Origin of the sequence: Pseudomonas lijiangensis (assembly GCF_018968705.1) — a bacterium.
Classification (GTDB): domain Bacteria; phylum Pseudomonadota; class Gammaproteobacteria; order Pseudomonadales; family Pseudomonadaceae; genus Aquipseudomonas; species Aquipseudomonas lijiangensis.
Genome location: NZ_CP076668.1, coordinates 234,595 through 251,345, shown reverse-complemented (window position 1 = coordinate 251,345; position 16,751 = coordinate 234,595). Strand labels below are relative to the sequence as shown.

15 protein-coding genes are annotated in these 16,751 nt (G+C 58.0%); 8 read left to right on the top strand and 7 right to left on the bottom strand.

Going from position 1 to position 16,751, the window contains the following annotated elements:
* Positions 1-23: 23 nt before the first annotated feature.
* The 3 genes from KQP88_RS01185 to glpT all read left to right on the top strand — a co-directional run bounded on the left by KQP88_RS01185 (position 24) and on the right by glpT (position 3,571).
* Positions 24-815 carry a hypothetical protein gene (locus KQP88_RS01185; protein WP_216704614.1) on the top strand — a complete coding sequence of 264 codons (792 nt, stop codon included), beginning with the start codon at positions 24-26 and terminating at the stop codon, positions 813-815.
* A gap of 237 nt (positions 816-1,052) precedes the next feature.
* The gene (locus KQP88_RS25185) at positions 1,053-1,931 is read left to right on the top strand and encodes a hypothetical protein (protein ID WP_236249899.1); all 879 of its coding nucleotides are present in this window, start codon (positions 1,053-1,055) and stop codon (positions 1,929-1,931) included.
* A gap of 296 nt (positions 1,932-2,227) precedes the next feature.
* Positions 2,228-3,571, top strand: coding sequence for a glycerol-3-phosphate transporter (gene glpT / locus KQP88_RS01175; RefSeq protein ID WP_200993609.1), 1,344 nt, complete (start codon positions 2,228-2,230; stop codon positions 3,569-3,571).
* 1 nt (position 3,572) lies between these two features.
* Here glpT and KQP88_RS01170 read toward each other — a convergent pair whose 3' ends face one another.
* The 6 genes from KQP88_RS01170 to KQP88_RS01145 all read right to left on the bottom strand — a co-directional run bounded on the left by KQP88_RS01170 (position 3,573) and on the right by KQP88_RS01145 (position 9,831).
* Positions 3,573-4,247 (bottom strand): gamma-glutamylcyclotransferase, encoded by a 675-nt coding sequence (locus KQP88_RS01170; protein ID WP_216704613.1) that lies wholly within the window; start codon positions 4,245-4,247, stop codon positions 3,573-3,575.
* Positions 4,248-4,451: 204 nt separating this feature from the next.
* Complete coding sequence (locus KQP88_RS01165) at positions 4,452-5,420, bottom strand: CDP-6-deoxy-delta-3,4-glucoseen reductase (protein ID WP_216704612.1); 969 nt, start codon at positions 5,418-5,420, stop codon at positions 4,452-4,454.
* A complete protein-coding gene (gene ubiD, locus KQP88_RS01160; RefSeq protein WP_216704611.1) occupies positions 5,420-6,886 on the bottom strand; it encodes a 4-hydroxy-3-polyprenylbenzoate decarboxylase in 1,467 nt (488 codons plus the stop codon). Before ubiD ends, KQP88_RS01165 begins: the two co-directional genes overlap by 1 nt.
* Before the next feature lie 301 nt (positions 6,887-7,187).
* Positions 7,188-8,447 (bottom strand): transcription termination factor Rho, encoded by a 1,260-nt coding sequence (gene rho, locus KQP88_RS01155; RefSeq protein WP_025257997.1) that lies wholly within the window; start codon positions 8,445-8,447, stop codon positions 7,188-7,190.
* A gap of 227 nt (positions 8,448-8,674) precedes the next feature.
* The gene (gene trxA / locus KQP88_RS01150) at positions 8,675-9,004 is read right to left on the bottom strand and encodes a thioredoxin TrxA (RefSeq protein WP_200993614.1); all 330 of its coding nucleotides are present in this window, start codon (positions 9,002-9,004) and stop codon (positions 8,675-8,677) included.
* Positions 9,005-9,126: 122 nt separating this feature from the next.
* Positions 9,127-9,831, bottom strand: coding sequence for a FadR/GntR family transcriptional regulator (locus KQP88_RS01145; protein WP_025257995.1), 705 nt, complete (start codon positions 9,829-9,831; stop codon positions 9,127-9,129).
* 251 nt (positions 9,832-10,082) lie between these two features.
* Here KQP88_RS01145 and KQP88_RS01140 point away from each other — a divergent pair, with 251 nt between their 5' ends.
* The 5 genes from KQP88_RS01140 to ppx all read left to right on the top strand — a co-directional run bounded on the left by KQP88_RS01140 (position 10,083) and on the right by ppx (position 14,545).
* Positions 10,083-10,868, top strand: coding sequence for a transporter substrate-binding domain-containing protein (locus KQP88_RS01140; protein ID WP_200993616.1), 786 nt, complete (start codon positions 10,083-10,085; stop codon positions 10,866-10,868).
* A 29-nt stretch (positions 10,869-10,897) separates the two neighbouring features.
* The gene (locus tag KQP88_RS01135; protein WP_198728143.1) at positions 10,898-11,563 is read left to right on the top strand and encodes an amino acid ABC transporter permease; all 666 of its coding nucleotides are present in this window, start codon (positions 10,898-10,900) and stop codon (positions 11,561-11,563) included.
* Complete coding sequence (locus tag KQP88_RS01130) at positions 11,560-12,210, top strand: amino acid ABC transporter permease (protein WP_198728173.1); 651 nt, start codon at positions 11,560-11,562, stop codon at positions 12,208-12,210. Before KQP88_RS01135 ends, KQP88_RS01130 begins: the two co-directional genes overlap by 4 nt.
* Positions 12,197-12,931, top strand: coding sequence for an amino acid ABC transporter ATP-binding protein (locus KQP88_RS01125; RefSeq protein WP_216704610.1), 735 nt, complete (start codon positions 12,197-12,199; stop codon positions 12,929-12,931). The genes KQP88_RS01130 and KQP88_RS01125 overlap by 14 nt, the downstream gene beginning before the upstream one ends.
* Positions 12,932-13,042: 111 nt before the next feature.
* A complete protein-coding gene (ppx, locus tag KQP88_RS01120; protein ID WP_216704609.1) occupies positions 13,043-14,545 on the top strand; it encodes an exopolyphosphatase in 1,503 nt (500 codons plus the stop codon).
* Here the strand turns inward: ppx and ppk1 are convergent.
* Positions 14,532-16,745, bottom strand: a complete 2,214-nt coding sequence (ppk1, locus tag KQP88_RS01115; protein ID WP_216704608.1) for a polyphosphate kinase 1 — start codon at positions 16,743-16,745, stop codon at positions 14,532-14,534. The two genes, ppx and ppk1, sit on opposite strands and share 14 nt — an antisense overlap.
* Between the last annotated feature and the right edge of the window lie 6 nt (positions 16,746-16,751).

Sequence of the window (16,751 nt, the reverse complement as noted above, 5' to 3'; positions counted from 1 at the left end):
CACTCCAACAAGAGAAAGCAATCATGGAAGAATTTCAAAACTACCTTAATAAGCTACCGAGCTTTCTAAAAACAGAGCTGACAGCACAAGCTGGCAACACGAACGGGCTCAGTGAACTGCAAGTCATCAGGCAATATTGCACTGCTGCCGACCAGCTCATTAACAGCAAACGTGCTGGGTTGGCGCAAGAACACGTTAATGCGGCAGTTGCAAATTTTGGCGGAACCCCTTGGAGTAAGGAAGATCTGGAGCTCAGCGAGCAACTTCGCAATATGCCGGGTATACGATCAATGGATCCCTACTCCATGAGTATTAATGCCCATTTCTTTTTGGAGTCCAACCGTTTCCTGAATGAACTCAAGCCCAGGATGAAGGAGATTGAAGCCCGACTTGTAGCCGAGCAAGCCCAGCGCCAGGCAGCCGAAGCCGCTCGCCTCCAGGCACAGCGCGCCGCAGAAGAGGCTGCGCGGATCAAGGCCGAAGAAGAGGCTCGCGAACTGGCCAGGCGTCAGATCGAAGAAGCAAAACAGGCCGCTCTGGCGCTTGCACGCCGTCAGGTCGAGGAGGCTGCACAAGCACTGGCCACACGTCAGGCGCAGGATAAGGCCGTTGATAACCAACCGCAGGTTACCAATCAATCAGTAGCGTGGGTTCCGGGACCAGAAACCAGTCAGCAGATCACATTGGCACTGAGCAATCTTGGGGCAAGCATCGAGGCGGCAATCATGGCGTTTCATGAGGCGCTCCAACCGCATGCGAACCTGTCCGACAGCGTCCATTTTGATGAGGTTCTGAAGATGAGCCAGGCGGCCTGAGTCTTCGCGAATAAATTCGCTCCCACACAAATTGTAGGAGCGAATTTATTCGCGAAAGCCCAACATGCCGTCGCAATGAAAACGACTCTGCTATTACCTGCCAACAGCCCGAACTCAATAGAAAATCATTTCCGAGCATTTCAAAAACAAAAAGAAATAAATTCCGTTTTCATAAAAGGAACCGCTGGACGTAGGAGAACCACCTACAACGCGTAGAAATAACTATGGAGAACTCTCATGCGCGTTGGAAACACTAATACACCTTTATCAGGCTACCAGGCCGAATCAAGCCCACCGGCAACCACAGGGACTGCTGGAGCTTCCACAAGCAGGGCTTCTGCCCAAGACACAAATCCTGAGCTGAAGGACCGCACCAAACGAGGAGCAAGCGGTGTGCAGGGCACCACAGCCGTCTTCAATGAAAAACTTAAAAAAAGCGATCTTTCAGCAGGAGATATTCTCATATTGATGGATCAACCTGACAACACAACACTCACTCATAAAATAATAAAAACCGGACAGCTTTTACCTTCTCTTTCTCTACTGCGCCATAACAAAGGCGACTCGGCTCTGGTACATGCCGTCATGTGGTCGAAAACACCAAATAATCCGGGCAAGGCCGAGGCAAAAGGAAAAGGCGAATCAGAGATCGTCGAAATGCGAGGCGGCGCTCAACTTTCGTCATCTTCGGGTCCAGTGCAACAGGGGTTGTACAAGGTGTACTCGCCCAAGGATAAAAATCTGGGCGACTGGGCCGCCCAGATTGGGCAAGTCTGGAGCGAAGACAAGACGATTCCTTACTCAAAACTCAAATGTGTATTGAGCGTCGTAAGAAACTCTAACTTCAAGAGTGGCGCCAAGGATGCGAGCGATAAATATGGAGACCAGGCGTTTGAAAATACGCCCCGAATCCAGGGTGCATTTTGCTCACACTTCGTACTTGCCGCTTACCAAGCGGCAGCAAAAAGGACAGGCACACCGTTAACGGGTGCATTGAAAACCGATGCGGAGGCAACCTCGGTAAGAACACTGGAGCATTTTCTGAAAAAGGATGAACAAGGCTTCGACTTCAAGGGTTACTTGAAAATCGAACCTCAGGATGTGCTCTATAAATAGTGACAAAGCAGCTTGTCAAAAAAGCCGTGCAGACCTCTCTCGCACGGCCTTTTCATAACCGGGAACGTCGTGTCGGGAACACGAGGAGAGGATAGAGGGACGCGGCTCAATGCGATAAGGATCAAGAACCCGCTGACAGGCCGCCAGCGTTAGTTATCACTACCAAACCCGGATGTTCAAAAAAGAACACGAACAGCCTCACATTTCCCACTCACCTTTCAGAAAAAGCGCTGCTTTTTTCTGTAACGAAAATGTAATATTCGCTTTCGCAAAAAATAAAAACCCGGAGCGTCTGCATGTTTGCGTTTTTCCGTCCTGCCAAGCACTTGGCACCCCTGCCTGAAGAAAAGGTCGACAGCACTTACCGCCGTCTGCGCTGGCAGATTTTCGCCGGTATTTTCATCGGTTATGCCGGTTACTACCTGCTGCGCAAGAACTTCTCCCTGGCGATGCCTTACCTGATCGAGGAAGGCTACACACGCGGGCAGTTGGGTGTTGCCATGTCGGCCATCGCGATTGCCTACGGCTTGTCGAAATTCCTGATGGGGCTGGTTTCGGACCGCTCCAACCCGCGCTATTTCCTGCCGTTCGGGTTGCTGGTGTCGGCCGGGGTGATGTTCATTTTCGGTTTCGCGCCCTGGGCGACGTCCAGTGTCACGATCATGTTTGTGCTGCTGTTCATAAACGGCTGGGCACAGGGCATGGGCTGGCCGCCGAGCGGGCGAACGATGGTGCACTGGTGGTCGCAGAAAGAGCGCGGCGGTGTGGTTTCGGTCTGGAACGTGGCGCATAACGTGGGCGGTGGTCTGATCGGCCCGCTGTTCCTGCTGGGCATGGGCTGGACCAACGACTGGCACGCCGCATTCTATGTGCCGGCAGCCGTGGCTCTGATGGTGGCAGTCTTCGCCTTCGCAACCATGCGCGATACCCCGCAATCGGTTGGCCTGCCGCCCATCGAGCACTACAAGAACGATTATCCGGAAGGCTACGATGCCAGCCATGAAGAAGAATTCAGCGCCAAGGAAATCTTCGTCAAATATGTGCTGCGCAATAAACTGCTGTGGTACATCGCCCTGGCTAACGTGTTCGTCTATCTGCTGCGCTATGGCGTGCTGGACTGGGCACCGACCTACCTGAAAGAAGCCAAGCACTTTACGGTCGACAAGACCTCGTGGGCCTATTTCCTGTACGAGTGGGCAGGTATTCCGGGCACGCTGCTGTGCGGCTGGATGTCGGACAAGATCTTCAAGGGCAACCGCGGCCTGACCGGCATGGTGTTCATGTTCCTGGTGACCATCGCCACGCTGGTGTACTGGCTGAACCCGGAAGGCAACCCGACCGTCGACATGATCGCTCTGGTTTCCATCGGCTTCCTGATCTATGGCCCGGTAATGCTGATCGGTCTGCAGGCACTGGAACTGGCACCCAAGAAGGCAGCCGGTACTGCGGCAGGTTTCACAGGGCTGTTCGGTTATCTGGGCGGTTCGGTCGCGGCAAGCGCGGCAATGGGCTACACCGTTGATCACTTCGGCTGGGATGGCGGTTTTGTGCTGCTGATCGGCGCATGCATCCTGGCCATGGCGTTCCTTGCGCCAACGCTACGTCACAAACAGGTTGCCAGCACGTCTCGGGAAGCCTGAGTCAAAGCGTAACCGGGTTGGACCGGCAACGCTTCAGCCGCGCCTCCAGATTCAGATCTGGCATGGCGTGGCTGCGCAGGGCGCTGACGGTCTGCTCGACGTACTCGCGGGTCGTGCCATAACGCCCGCTCGCGCTGGCCAGCACCTGGCTCAGCACACTGTCCGGCAGGTTGCCCGCATAGCTGGGCAAATGCCTCTCCAGCACAAATCCCAAAGCCTGAACCTGCGTGCCATCTTCAAGACGGCAGCTCAGCCAGTGCGGGCGATAAGAGGGATAAGGCATTTCGCGCTGCCAGAGCGCGAACAGTGAGTCTTCAAGGCATTCATCCGGCAAGCGGTAGGCGAATCCCGTGCAGGAACCGCCACGGTCCAGACCGAATACCAGGCCTGGCACTTCCGGCGTGCCGCGATGTTCGTGGGACCACAGGTACAAGCCGCGATGGTAGCCATACACCCGTGCGCGCTGACGTTCGACGGCCTTGCATTCAGGGCGCCAGATCAGCGAGCCATAAGCGAACAGCCAGACAGGGCCGCCCTTGTGAAGTCGCAGGGTGGCGTTCATCGAGGCGAGCAATTGCTCGCGGGTGAGTTGCGGGCCAAGATCGATTACTGGCGGATATTTCAGACCAAGGCCGTCATGCACGGCCGCCGCCAATTCATTGATTGGATTGTCCATTTGCCTCCCTGACAGCCTGACTGTCAGTCATAACCGAGCCTTGAGGACCCGCTCATGGATGAGCGGCGTCAAGGTATCGCGGTACGGGTGCTGCTGCAGGACCGAGCCTGCATTGCGAGAAGCATCTGCCGATGCTCTTCATCGCCATAAGCTATAAGCGATTGAAAAAAATTGCAATCCAGTTACAAGGCCGCCAGTCAGAAGCTAGGGACGAGGCGCGTAGGCAAAGACATCGGCACGCATCTGATGAGCGTCCATTCCGGCACCGACCAGGGCATCCAGAGTCGCGTAGATCATGGCCGGCGAGCCGCTGCCGTAGACATGGATCGAGGACAGGTCGCTGATGTCATCGCGTACGGCTTCATGCAACATCCCGCAGCGCCCTTCCCAGCCGCACAGATCACTGACGACCTTGTGCAGGAACAGATTCGGCAGCGCTGCCCATTCGTCCCACTGACGGATTTCGTAAAAGTCCTCGGGACGGCGCACGCCCCAGTACAGATGCACCGGATGGCTGAAGCCCTTGGCTCGGCAATGCTCGATCAGGCTGCTCATCTGCGCCATGCCCGTGCCAGCCGCAATCAGTACCAGCGGACCGTCGGGCAGATCGGCAAGATGGGTATCGCCAAAAGGCAGCTCGACCCGCGCCATGGCATTGCGTTGAAGCTGTTCGATCAGCGTGCGGGCACTGGCCTCACGGACCAGCACATGCAATTCCAGGTCACGCCCCTTGTGAGGCGCCGAAGCCAGCGAGAAGGCGGATTTTTCGCCGTTCTCGCGCTCGAGCATCAGGTATTGCCCGGCGTGATAGCGAGGCAGCTTGCCAGCTGGAGCCCTCAGGCCGACCCGCCAGACATCGCCGCCCACTTCAACGCACTCGCTGAGCTGGCAGGCAAACGTGCGCACCGGCAACTGACCAAGGGGCAGTACCGCATCCCACAGCACTTCGCAGGTTTCCAGCGGCTCTGCCAGACAAGTATAGATTTCACCGTGGGTCAGCTCATCACTGGCCTGTTTCACGCGCCCCTGCACCAGCAGCGCCGAGCAGACATGGCAATTACCGTTGCGGCAGCTCTGGGGGCATTCATAGCCCAGGCGCTGTGCAGCATCGAGAATCCGCTCGCCCGGCAGAGTTTCCAGCACTGCACCCGACGGCTGCAACGTTACACGCATCAATCTATTCCCAGTTGATTCCAGATTTCATCGACCCGACGTGTCGTCGCCTCGTCCTTGACGATAGCCCGGCCCCACTCGCGTGTGGTTTCGCCCGGCCATTTATGCGTCGCATCAAGCCCCATCTTGGAACCCAGACCGGAAACCGGTGAAGCGAAATCCAGGTAATCGATCGGCGTATTTTCGATCATGACCGTGTCGCGCTTGGGGTCCATGCGCGTGGTGATGGCCCAGATCACGTCGTTCCAGTCGCGAGCGTTGATGTCGTCGTCGGTGACAATAACGAACTTGGTGTACATGAACTGTCGCAGGAACGACCAGACACCCAGCATCACGCGCTTGGCATGGCCCGGGTACTGTTTTTTGATGGTCACGACGGCCATGCGATAGGAACAGCCTTCGGGCGGCAGGTAGAAGTCGACGATTTCCGGGAACTGCTTTTGCAGGATCGGCACGAACACTTCGTTCAGCGCCACGCCCAGAATCGCCGGCTCATCCGGCGGACGGCCCGTGTAGGTGCTGTGGTAGATCGGCTTGATGCGATGGGTGATGCGCTCGACGGTGAACACCGGGAAGCTGTCCACTTCGTTGTAATAACCGGTGTGGTCGCCATAAGGACCTTCATCGGCCATTTCACCGGGATGGATCACGCCCTCAAGAACGATTTCGGCACTGGAAGGCACTTGCAGGTTGTTGCCACGGCACTTGATCAGTTCGGTGCGAGTACCGCGCAGCAGGCCTGCAAACGCATACTCGGACAAGCTGTCAGGCACAGGCGTCACGGCCCCCAGAATGGTCGCCGGGTCCGCGCCCAGGGCAACGGCTACCGGGAACGGCTCGCCGGGATGCTTGATGCACCATTCCTTGAAATCCAGCGCGCCGCCGCGGTGGCTGAGCCAGCGCATGATGACCTTGTTGCGACCGATCACCTGCTGGCGATAGATGCCCAGGTTCTGGCGTTCCTTGTTCGGACCGCGCGTAACCGTCAGGCCCCAGGTGATCAGCGGCGCAACGTCGCCAGGCCAGCAGGTCTGGACAGGCAGCATGCTCAAGTCGACGTCATCGCCTTCGATGACGATCTCCTGGCACGGCGCATCCTTGACCACTTTGGGGGCCATGGAGATGACTTTCTTGAAGATCGGCAGCTTTGACCAGGCGTCTTTAAGGCCCTTGGGCGGCTCCGGCTCCTTGAGGAAGGCCAGCAACTTGCCGATTTCCCGCAGCTCGTCGACGGATTCGGCGCCCATGCCCATGGCGACCCGCTCCGGCGTTCCGAACAGGTTGCCCAGCACCGGGATGTCAAAACCGACCGGCTTTTCAAACAGCAGGGCCGGGCCTTTGGCGCGCAGCGTGCGGTCGCAGATTTCAGTCATTTCCAGCACAGGGGAAATGGGCATCTGAATGCGTTTCAACTCTCCGCGCTGCTCAAGCTGCTGCACGAAATCCCTTAGGTCCTTGAATTTCATTAACCTGGCCACTTATTCAAATAGGTGCACATCGTACCTGCTCTGCAGATTCGTGGCAGCCATGAGCAGGCACAGGAGTGAATTTATTCTGGGCCAAAGACATGAATGTCATTCGTGGGAGGCAGCTTGCTGGCGACTTCCTCGTACAGCCGCAGAATATCTGCCGGTTTCAAGGCCTTTTCGCCAGCAAGCTGCCTCCTACACATTTTGTTTGTGTATTAACTGATCAGCATTACTTCCCCAGACGACCATCAAAAAAAATGGCGCCCCGAAGGACGCCATTTTCTGTTCAACCTGTCAGTTACTTGCGTTTCATCGACAGGAAGAATTCATCGTTGGTCTTGGTCTGCTTGAGCTTGTCGACCAGGAACTCGATGGCAGCGACTTCATCCATAGGATGCAGCAGCTTGCGCAGGATCCACATGCGTTGCAGTTCGTCATCAGCAGTCAGCAACTCTTCACGGCGGGTGCCGGAGCGGTTGATGTTGATGGCCGGGAACACGCGCTTCTCTGCGATCTTGCGATCCAGCGGCAGCTCCATGTTGCCCGTACCCTTGAACTCTTCGTAGATCACTTCGTCCATCTTCGAGCCGGTTTCAACCAGCGCGGTGGCGATGATGGTCAGCGAGCCGCCTTCTTCGATGTTACGCGCAGCACCGAAGAAACGCTTTGGCTTCTCGAGAGCGTGAGCATCGACACCACCGGTCAGTACCTTGCCGGAGCTTGGAATCACGGTGTTGTAGGCGCGAGCCAGACGGGTGATGGAGTCGAGCAGGATCACCACATCCTTCTTGTGCTCGACCAGGCGCTTGGCCTTCTCGATCACCATTTCAGCAACCTGCACGTGGCGGGTTGGCGGCTCGTCGAACGTGGAAGCAACCACTTCGCCGCGTACGGTACGCTGCATTTCGGTTACTTCTTCCGGACGCTCGTCGATCAGCAGAACGATCAGGTGAACTTCAGGGTTGTTACGAGTGATGTTCGACGCGATGTTCTGCAGCATGATGGTCTTGCCCGCCTTTGGCGGAGCAACGATCAGGCCACGCTGGCCTTTACCGATAGGTGCACACAGATCGATCACACGACCGGTCAGGTCTTCGGTGGAACCGTTACCGGCTTCCATCTTCATGCGCACGTTCGGGAACAGCGGCGTCAGGTTTTCGAACAGAATCTTGTTCTTGGCGTTTTCCGGACGATCGAAGTTGATCGTGTCGACCTTGAGCAGTGCGAAGTAACGCTCGCCTTCTTTCGGTGGGCGGATCTTGCCAACAATGGTGTCGCCGGTACGCAGGTTGAAACGACGGATCTGGCTTGGCGAGACGTAGATATCGTCCGGGCCAGCGAGATAGGAAGCGTCTGCAGAGCGCAGGAAGCCGAAGCCGTCCTGGAGGATCTCCAGCACGCCATCACCAGAAATTTCCTCGCCGCTTTTGGCGTGCTTTTTCAGCAGGGAGAAAATCACATCCTGCTTGCGCGAACGGGCCATATTTTCTATGCCCATCTGTTCGGCCATTTCGAGCAGATCGGTAATCGGCTTTTGCTTGAGTTCAGTCAGGTTCATATGGGAATGACGTAATCATGTATGAAGGGAAATTAAGCTTTTGGCTTAATGAGGCCGCGCCGCAGAGAAGGCGACAGGATCGCGTACTAAATCGAAAAGGAGAGCGTCGGCGACGGCTAGCAGGGGGCAATGGAGAATCCATTGCGGGGCCGAATGTACCACTTGATTTTCCAGGCGTCTAGTACGAAGCCAGAAAAAACCCCGCTGTTCGCGGGGCTTTAAAAACATCAAAGATTGGCGTCGATGAAGGCAGCCAATTGCGACTTGGACAAGGCGCCTACTTTGGTGGCTTCGACATTACCGTCCTTGAACAGCATCAGCGTCGGGATACCGCGCACGCCATGCTTGGCCGGGGTTTCCTGATTGTTGTCGATGTTCAGCTTGGCAACGGTCAGCTTGCCTTCGTAGGTGCTGGCGATTTCGTCCAGAACGGGTGCAATCATCTTGCATGGGCCGCACCACTCAGCCCAGTAGTCAACAAGCACAGGGCCGGTAGCCTTGAGGACATCGGCTTCGAAGCTGGCGTCGGTGACGTGTTTGATCAGGTCGCTACTCATGGAGATCTCCGAGGTCGTAGGCTAAAAACGACGCCCATCATAGCGGGCCTTATGGCATTCAGGAAGCCGCGGCTCATTGAGTCTGGCTATGGGAAGCCATGAATATGGTTATAACCCCGTATTTAGCTGGCGGGCGAGACAAAAACAATCCCCGTGCGCAGTGCCGCACCACGGATATGTTCCTGCATGGCCTTCTGCGCAGGACCTGAAGCATGTCGGGAAAGGGCGCGCAAAATCTTGCGATGTTCCTGCCAGGTTTCCATGACTCTTCCTGCACGAATGAAGGGCATTTTCTGACTTTCGAGGAAGATATCTGCACCCGCCGTCACAATGCCCAGCATGGCCTGATTACCACTGGCGACCAGAATATGCCGATGAAACTCGAAATCCAGCCTGGCTGCCGCCTCGAAATCCCCGGCACGCAACTCCAGACGCATGGCTTCGACATTGTCCTCCAGCACATCCCGCTCGTCGGCAGTCAGGGTCACAGCGGCAAGCCCCGCAGCAAAGCCTTCCAGCGCATAGCGCAACTGAAAGGTATCGGCCGGAGAAACCCGTGCGTCGAAAGGCCAGGAAAAACCGGCCGTGCGCTGTTCTGGTTCAGAAATCGACTGAATGAACACGCCCTTGCCTGGCTGCACACTGACAATTCCCAAGGCACTGAGCGACGACAGGGCTTCGCGCAGCGAGGCTCGACTGACGCCCAGCAATACCGCCAGATCCCGCTGCGAAGGCAGGCTGTCGCCAGGTTTGTAACCTTGCTCGGCAATCAGTTTACGAATTGCCCGGAGGGCCGATTCAGGTACTGCGAGGGCATTCTGCGGCATCACTGTTCAGGCCAGTCAGTCCAGTAAAAACTCCTTTTATCGCCATCTACACCATCCGGCAAGCGACGCCCAGCGCTGGGGCGACGTGGCTTTCAGGCGCGCCAAAGCAGGGCATCCGATCCGCCAACTGTTCAGACCAGTAAGACCAAATACCGTCCGCAAAGCCCGACTTATGGCGCAAACAGCCTGAGTGGCATGGGCTGTGCACTAGGGGACAAGCCAACATCTTTCGTTCCGTTCGGAGATTTCCCATGACCAAGCGTTACAGCGCACTGCTTACTGCCTTGTTTGCCAGCCTGATGCTGAGCCAGGCCCCTGCCCACGCCAACGGCCTGGATGACGTCGTAGCGCGCGGCACTCTGAAAGTCGCTGTACCTCAGGACTTCCCGCCGTTTGGCTCTGTGGGTCCGGACATGAAACCGCGCGGCCTGGATATCGACACCGCGCAACTGCTGGCCGACAAACTGAAGGTCAAACTCGAACTGACACCGGTCAACAGCACCAACCGCATCCCGTTCCTGACCACCGGCAAGGTCGATCTGGTGATCTCCAGCCTCGGCAAGAACCCGGATCGCGAGAAGGTCATCGACTTCTCCCGCGCCTACGCGCCGTTCTACCTGGCGGTGTTCGGTCCACCTGACTCGCCGGTCAAGGAAATCAGCGACCTCAAGGGCAAGACCATCAGCGTGACCCGTGGCGCCATCGAGGATATCGAACTGACCGCCGTCGCTCCTGAAGGCGCAACCATCAAGCGCTTCGAAGACAACAACTCGACCATCGCCGCTTACCTGGCTGGCCAGACCGACCTGATCGCCAGCGGTAACGTGGTCATGGTCGCCATCAGCGAGCGCAACCCGAAACGCATTCCGGCCCTGAAAGTGAAACTCAAGGATTCGCCGGTCTACGTCGGCGTGAACAAGGGTCAGCCCGAGCTGCTGGGCAAGGTCAACGAAATCCTCAATGCCGCCAAGGCTGACGGTTCGCTGGAAAAAGCCTCTGTGACCTGGCTCAAGCAACCGCTGCCAGCCGATCTCTGATCACTGCTTTCTGATCACAGGATCCGCCAATGGCTTATCAATTCGACTTTACACCGGTCCTGCAAAGCGCTGATCTCTTGCTGCGCGGGGCCTTGTTCACGCTGGAACTGACGGCCATTGGCACTTTGCTCGGGGTCAGCCTGGGCATCGTTGGCGCGGTCGTGAGGGCCTGGAAAATCCAGCCCTTCGCCACGATCTTCGGCATCTACGTCGAGCTGATCCGCAACACACCGTTTCTGGTACAGCTGTTTTTCATCTTCTTCGGCCTGCCGTCCCTGGGCGTGCAGATTTCCGAATGGCAGGCAGCCATCCTGGCAATGGTCATCAACCTGGGTGCCTATTCGACGGAGATCATCCGCGCCGGCATTCAGGCGATCCCCAAGGGACAACTGGAAGCCGCCGCCGCTCTGGCCATGAACCGCTACGAAGCCTTTCGCTACGTAGTGCTGGCTCCGGCGCTGAGCAAGGTCTGGCCGGCACTGAGCAGCCAGATCATCATCGTCATGCTCGGCTCGTCGGTCTGCTCGCAGATCGCCACCGAAGAATTGAGCTTTTTCGCCAACTTCCTGCAGTCGCGTAACTTCCGCGCCTTCGAGACATACATCGTCACCACGCTGGTCTACCTGTGCATGGCGTTGCTGATCCGGCAATTGCTGGCCTGGGTCGGGCGTCGCTACCTATCGAGGAGCCGCTGATGGATTTCACCCTATGGGACATCCTGCGCAACCTGCTGACAGGCCTGCAATGGACAGTAGCCCTCTCGCTGGTGGCCTTTGTCGGCGGCGGGCTGATCGGTCTGCTGGTCATGGTCATGCGTATCTCGGACAAAACCGGGCCACGGGTCGCCGCGAATCTCTATATAGAGCTGTTCCAGGGCACACCGCTGCTGATGCAGTTGTTCCTGGTGTTCTTCGGCGTGGCCCTGATGGGTGTGGATATTTCGCCCTGGGCCGCTGCTGCGCTGGCACTGACGCTGTTCACCAGCGCCTATCTGGCCGAGATCTGGCGCGGTTGCGTCGAGTCGATATCGAAAGGCCAGTGGGAAGCATCCGCCAGTCTGGCGATGACGCCCATCGAGCAGATGCGCTACGTGATCCTGCCACAGGCACTGCGCATCGCCGTCGCGCCGACGGTCGGCTTCTCGGTCCAGGTGGTCAAGGGCACGGCCGTGACCTCGATCATCGGCTTCACCGAACTCACCAAGACCGGCAGCATGCTGGCCAACGCTACCTTTGAACCCTTCATGGTCTACGGCTTCGTTGCCCTGGGCTACTTCATCCTTTGCTACCCCTTGTCGCTCTGTGCGCGCCATCTGGAAAGGAGACTGCATGCCTCTGCTTAGAATTTCCGCCCTGCATAAATACTACGGCGACCATCACGTACTCAAAGGCATCGACCTTTCTGTCGAGGAAGGCCAGGTCGTGGCGATCATCGGTCGCAGTGGCTCGGGCAAGAGCACGCTGCTGCGCACGCTCAACGGGCTGGAGTCGATCAACGATGGCGTGATCGAAGTCGACGGCGAGTACCTGGACGCCGCCCGCGCCGACCTGCGCACCTTGCGGCAGAAGGTCGGCATGGTGTTCCAGCAGTTCAACCTGTTCCCGCACCTGAGCGTGGGGGAAAACGTCATGCTCGCCCCTCAGGTCGTACAGAAAGTGCCCAAGGCCGAAGCGGCAAAACTGGCCAGACAGATGCTGGAGCGTGTCGGGCTGGGCGAGAAGTTCGACGCCTTCCCGGATCGTCTGTCCGGCGGTCAGCAACAGCGCGTGGCCATCGCCAGGGCCCTGGCGATGTCACCCAAGGTGCTGCTGTGCGATGAAATCACCTCGGCGCTGGACCCGGAACTGGTCAACGAAGTGCTCAGCGTCGTGCGCCAGCTGGCGGCCGACGGCATGACCCTGATCATGGTGACCCACGAAATGCGCTTTGCCCGCGAAGTGGGCGACAAGCTGGTCTTCATGCACCAGGGCAAGGTTCATGAAGTGGGCGCCCCTAAAGAGCTGTTCGCCAATCCGAAAACCCCGGAACTGGCGAATTTCATCGGATCGGTGGAAGAGAAGTAGTCAGCGAATTCGTTCGCGAACAAGGCCCACAGAGCGGTTCACGCGCCTGATACGTTGGCGACAGGCATGGATCGTGGCAGGATGGCGCGGTTATCGAACGAGATTTTGATCATGCCGCACACCAAAGCCAAGAATCTTTCCCTGATCGCAGCGATCGACCTGGGCTCCAACAGCTTTCATATGGTCGTTGCCAAGGCGAATCAGGGCGAGATCCGCATACTTGAGCGCCTGGGTGAAAAGGTTCAGCTGGCGGCGGGCATCAATGACGAGCGCCAGCTCAACGAAGAGTCCATGCAGCGCGGGCTCGATTGCCTCAAGCGCTTCGCCCAACTGATCAACGGCCTGCCACTGGGCGCCGTGCGGATCGTGGGCACCAATGCCTTGCGTGAAGCACGCAACCGCAACGAATTCATTCATCGCGCCGAAAAGATCCTGGGACACCCCGTGGAAGTCATTTCCGGCCGCGAGGAAGCGCGCCTGATCTATCTCGGCGTCTCACACACCCTGGCCGACACTCCGGGCAAGCGTCTGGTGGCCGATATCGGCGGCGGCAGCACCGAGTTCATCATTGGTCAGCGCTTCGAGCCACTGCTGCGCGAAAGCCTGCAGATGGGCTGCGTGAGTTTCACCCAGCGTTACTTCAAGGACGGCAAGGTCACACCGGCCCGTTACGCCCAGGCGTACACTGCGGCACGTCTTGAAATCATGAGCATCGAACACGCCCTGCACCGTCTGAAGTGGGATGAAGCCATCGGCTCGTCCGGCACCATTCGGGCCATTGGCGTGGCGCTCAAGGCCAACGGCTACGGTTCGGGCGAAGTCAACGCCGAGGGTCTGGCGTGGCTCAAGCGCAAACTGTTCAAGCTGGGCGACATCGAGAAGATCGACTTTGACGGCATCAAACCCGACCGTCGTGCGATCTTCCCGGCCGGTCTGGCGATTCTGGAAGCGATCTTCGACGCCCTGGAACTCAAGCGCATGGACCATTGCGAAGGCGCACTTCGCGAAGGCGTGCTGTATGACCTGCTGGGCCGTCATCACCATGAAGACGTGCGTGAGCGCACCCTCGGCTCGCTGATGGATCGCTATCACGTCGATCTGGAACAGGCCGCTCGCGTGGAGCGCAAGGCGCTGCATGCCCTGGAGCAAGTCGCCGAAGCCTGGGACCTGGAAGACGAAATCTATGCCGAGCTGCTGAGCTGGGCCGCCAAGGTGCATGAAGTGGGGCTCGATATCGCCCACTACCACTACCACAAGCACGGCGCCTACCTGATCGAGCACTCGGATCTGGCCGGATTCTCACGCGAAGACCAGCAAATGCTCGCGCTGCTGGTGCGCGGTCATCGTCGCAATATTCCCAAGGACAAGTTCGCCGAGTTCGGCGATGAAGGCATCAAGCTGATTCGCCTGTGCGTGTTGCTGCGCTTTGCGATTCTGTTCCATCACATTCGTGGCACCCAGGAGATGCCACGTGTGATCCTGCGTGCCGACGGCCCGAATCTGGACGCTGAATTCCCGGCAGGCTGGCTGGAAAACAACCAGTTGACCCAGGCCGACTTCGCGCTGGAAGCGGAGTGGCTGACCCGGGTCGGTATCGTCTTTACTGCACACTGAGTACCGGAATGCTCAGGCGCTCCAGCAGGGTCGCCTGGGCGCTTCGAGCGTTCTGGTTACCGGTCGGCGTGCTGCGCACGTAACGTCCGTCAGGCTGCAACAGCCAGCTGTGAGTGTTGTCGGTCAGATAACTCTCCAGCTCCTTCTTCACCCGCAGAGTCAGCTTCTTGCCTTCCACCGGGAAGCAGGTCTCGACGCGCTTGTCGAGGTTGCGCTCCATCCAGTCGGCACTGGACAGGAACATCTGTTCGTCGCCGCCATTGAGGAAGTAGTAGACCCGCGTGTGCTCCAGGAAGCGACCGATGATCGAACGCACATGGATGTTGTGCGAGACACCGGCAATGCCGGGACGCAGGCAGCACATGCCACGCACCACCAGATCGATGCGCACACCTGACTGACTGGCCTTGTAGAGCGCCCGGATGATCTTCGGATCGGTCAGCGAGTTGAACTTGGCGATGATGTGCGCAGGCTTGCCGTCGAGCGCGAATTGCGTCTCGCGGGCAATCATGTCGAGCATGCCTTTCTTGAGGGTGAACGGCGCGTGAAGCAGCTTCTTCATGCGCAGGATCTTGCCCATGCCGATCAACTGGCTGAACAGTTTGCCGACGTCTTCGCACAAGGCATCGTCGGAGGTCAGCAGGCTGTAGTCGGTGTACAGACGAGCATTGCCCGCGTGGTAGTTGCCGGTCCCCAAGTGCGCGTAACGCACGATCTCACCGCCTTCGCGGCGCAGGATCAGCATCATCTTGGAGTGGGTCTTGAAGCCGACCACACCATAGATCACCACCGCACCGGCTGCCTGCAAGCGACTGGCCAGTTGCAGGTTGGACTCTTCATCGAAGCGGGCGCGCAATTCAATCACTGCCGTGACCTCCTTGCCGTTACGCGCCGCATCTACCAGCGCGTCGACGATTTCCGAGTTCGCGCCGCTGCGATACAGGGTTTGACGCACGGCCAGGACATGCGGGTCTTTCGCGGCCTGACGCAGCATGTCGACGACCGGGGTGAAGGACTCGAACGGGTGCAGCAACAGGATGTCCTGCTTGCTCACCACGCTGAAAATGTTCTCGCTGTTCTGCAGCAGCTTGGGAATCGCTGGCGTGAACGGTGTGTATTGCAGCTCCGGGTGGCTGTCCAGGCTGGTGATGCTGAACAGGCGCGTGAGGTTCACCGGGCCGTTCACCTGATACAGCTCGGACTCGGTCAGGTTGAACTGTTTGAGCAGGTAGTCCGACAGATGCTTGGGACAGGTGTCCGCCACTTCCAGACGTACCGCATCGCCGTAACGACGCGAGAACAACTCGCCGCGCAGGGCGCGAGCCAGGTCTTCCACGTCTTCGGAGTCCAGCGCCAGGTCGGCGTTACGGGTCAGGCGGAACTGGTAGCAGCCCTTGACCTTCATGCCCTGGAACAGGTCATCGGCGTGAGCATGGATCATCGACGACAGGAACACGTAGTTGTCGCCAACTCCGCCCACATCTTCCGGCACCTTGATGATACGAGGCAGCAGACGCGGTGCCGGAATGATCGCCAGACCCGAGTCACGACCGAAGGCATCGATACCTTCCAGCTCGACGATGAAGTTCAGGCTCTTGTTGACCAGCAACGGGAACGGGTGCGTAGGGTCCAGACCGATAGGAGTGATGATCGGTGCGATTTCATCGCGGAAATAGCGACGGACCCACGTCTTGAGCTTGGTCGTCCAGTAGCGACGACGGATGAACCGGACCTGATGCTTTTCCAGCTCCGGCAGCAGAATATCGTTGAGGATCGCGTACTGGCGATCCACATGACCATGAACCAGCTCGCTGATCCGGGCCAGGGCCTGATGCGGTTGCAGACCATCGGCACCCGCCTGTTCGCGGGCGAAGGTGATCTGCTTCTTGAGGCCTGCGACACGAATCTCGAAGAACTCATCGAGGTTGCTGGAGAAGATCAGCAGAAACTTCAGCCGTTCCAGCAACGGATAGGACTCATCCAGAGCCTGTTCCAATACCCGGATATTGAACTGCAACTGTGACAGTTCGCGGTGGATATACAGGCTGCTGTCGTCCAGGTTCGGGACGACGATTGCGGGTGCCGTAGAAGCAGGCGTCTCGATGACGGCTGCAACGGTTTCAATTTCAGGCTCCACCACTGGCGCAGCCTCCTGAACATCGACTTCAACAGTGGCTTCGGTGAGTCCTTCGGTATTCATGAGTGT

Excerpts from the sequence above, each read along its gene's own strand:
- KQP88_RS01185 (WP_216704614.1), top strand. The coding sequence starts at position 24 with ATGGAAGAATTTCAAAACTACCTTAATAAGCTACCGAGCTTTCTAAAA.
- KQP88_RS25185 (WP_236249899.1), top strand. The coding sequence starts at position 1,053 with ATGCGCGTTGGAAACACTAATACACCTTTATCAGGCTACCAGGCCGAA.
- glpT (WP_200993609.1), top strand. The coding sequence starts at position 2,228 with ATGTTTGCGTTTTTCCGTCCTGCCAAGCACTTGGCACCCCTGCCTGAA.
- KQP88_RS01170 (WP_216704613.1), bottom strand. The coding sequence starts at position 4,247 with ATGGACAATCCAATCAATGAATTGGCGGCGGCCGTGCATGACGGCCTT.
- KQP88_RS01165 (WP_216704612.1), bottom strand. The coding sequence starts at position 5,420 with ATGCGTGTAACGTTGCAGCCGTCGGGTGCAGTGCTGGAAACTCTGCCG.
- ubiD (WP_216704611.1), bottom strand. The coding sequence starts at position 6,886 with ATGAAATTCAAGGACCTAAGGGATTTCGTGCAGCAGCTTGAGCAGCGC.
- rho (WP_025257997.1), bottom strand. The coding sequence starts at position 8,447 with ATGAACCTGACTGAACTCAAGCAAAAGCCGATTACCGATCTGCTCGAA.
- trxA (WP_200993614.1), bottom strand. The coding sequence starts at position 9,004 with ATGAGTAGCGACCTGATCAAACACGTCACCGACGCCAGCTTCGAAGCC.
- KQP88_RS01145 (WP_025257995.1), bottom strand. The coding sequence starts at position 9,831 with ATGCCGCAGAATGCCCTCGCAGTACCTGAATCGGCCCTCCGGGCAATT.
- KQP88_RS01140 (WP_200993616.1), top strand. The coding sequence starts at position 10,083 with ATGACCAAGCGTTACAGCGCACTGCTTACTGCCTTGTTTGCCAGCCTG.
- KQP88_RS01135 (WP_198728143.1), top strand. The coding sequence starts at position 10,898 with ATGGCTTATCAATTCGACTTTACACCGGTCCTGCAAAGCGCTGATCTC.
- KQP88_RS01125 (WP_216704610.1), top strand. The coding sequence starts at position 12,197 with ATGCCTCTGCTTAGAATTTCCGCCCTGCATAAATACTACGGCGACCAT.
- ppx (WP_216704609.1), top strand. The coding sequence starts at position 13,043 with ATGCCGCACACCAAAGCCAAGAATCTTTCCCTGATCGCAGCGATCGAC.
- ppk1 (WP_216704608.1), bottom strand. The coding sequence starts at position 16,745 with ATGAATACCGAAGGACTCACCGAAGCCACTGTTGAAGTCGATGTTCAG.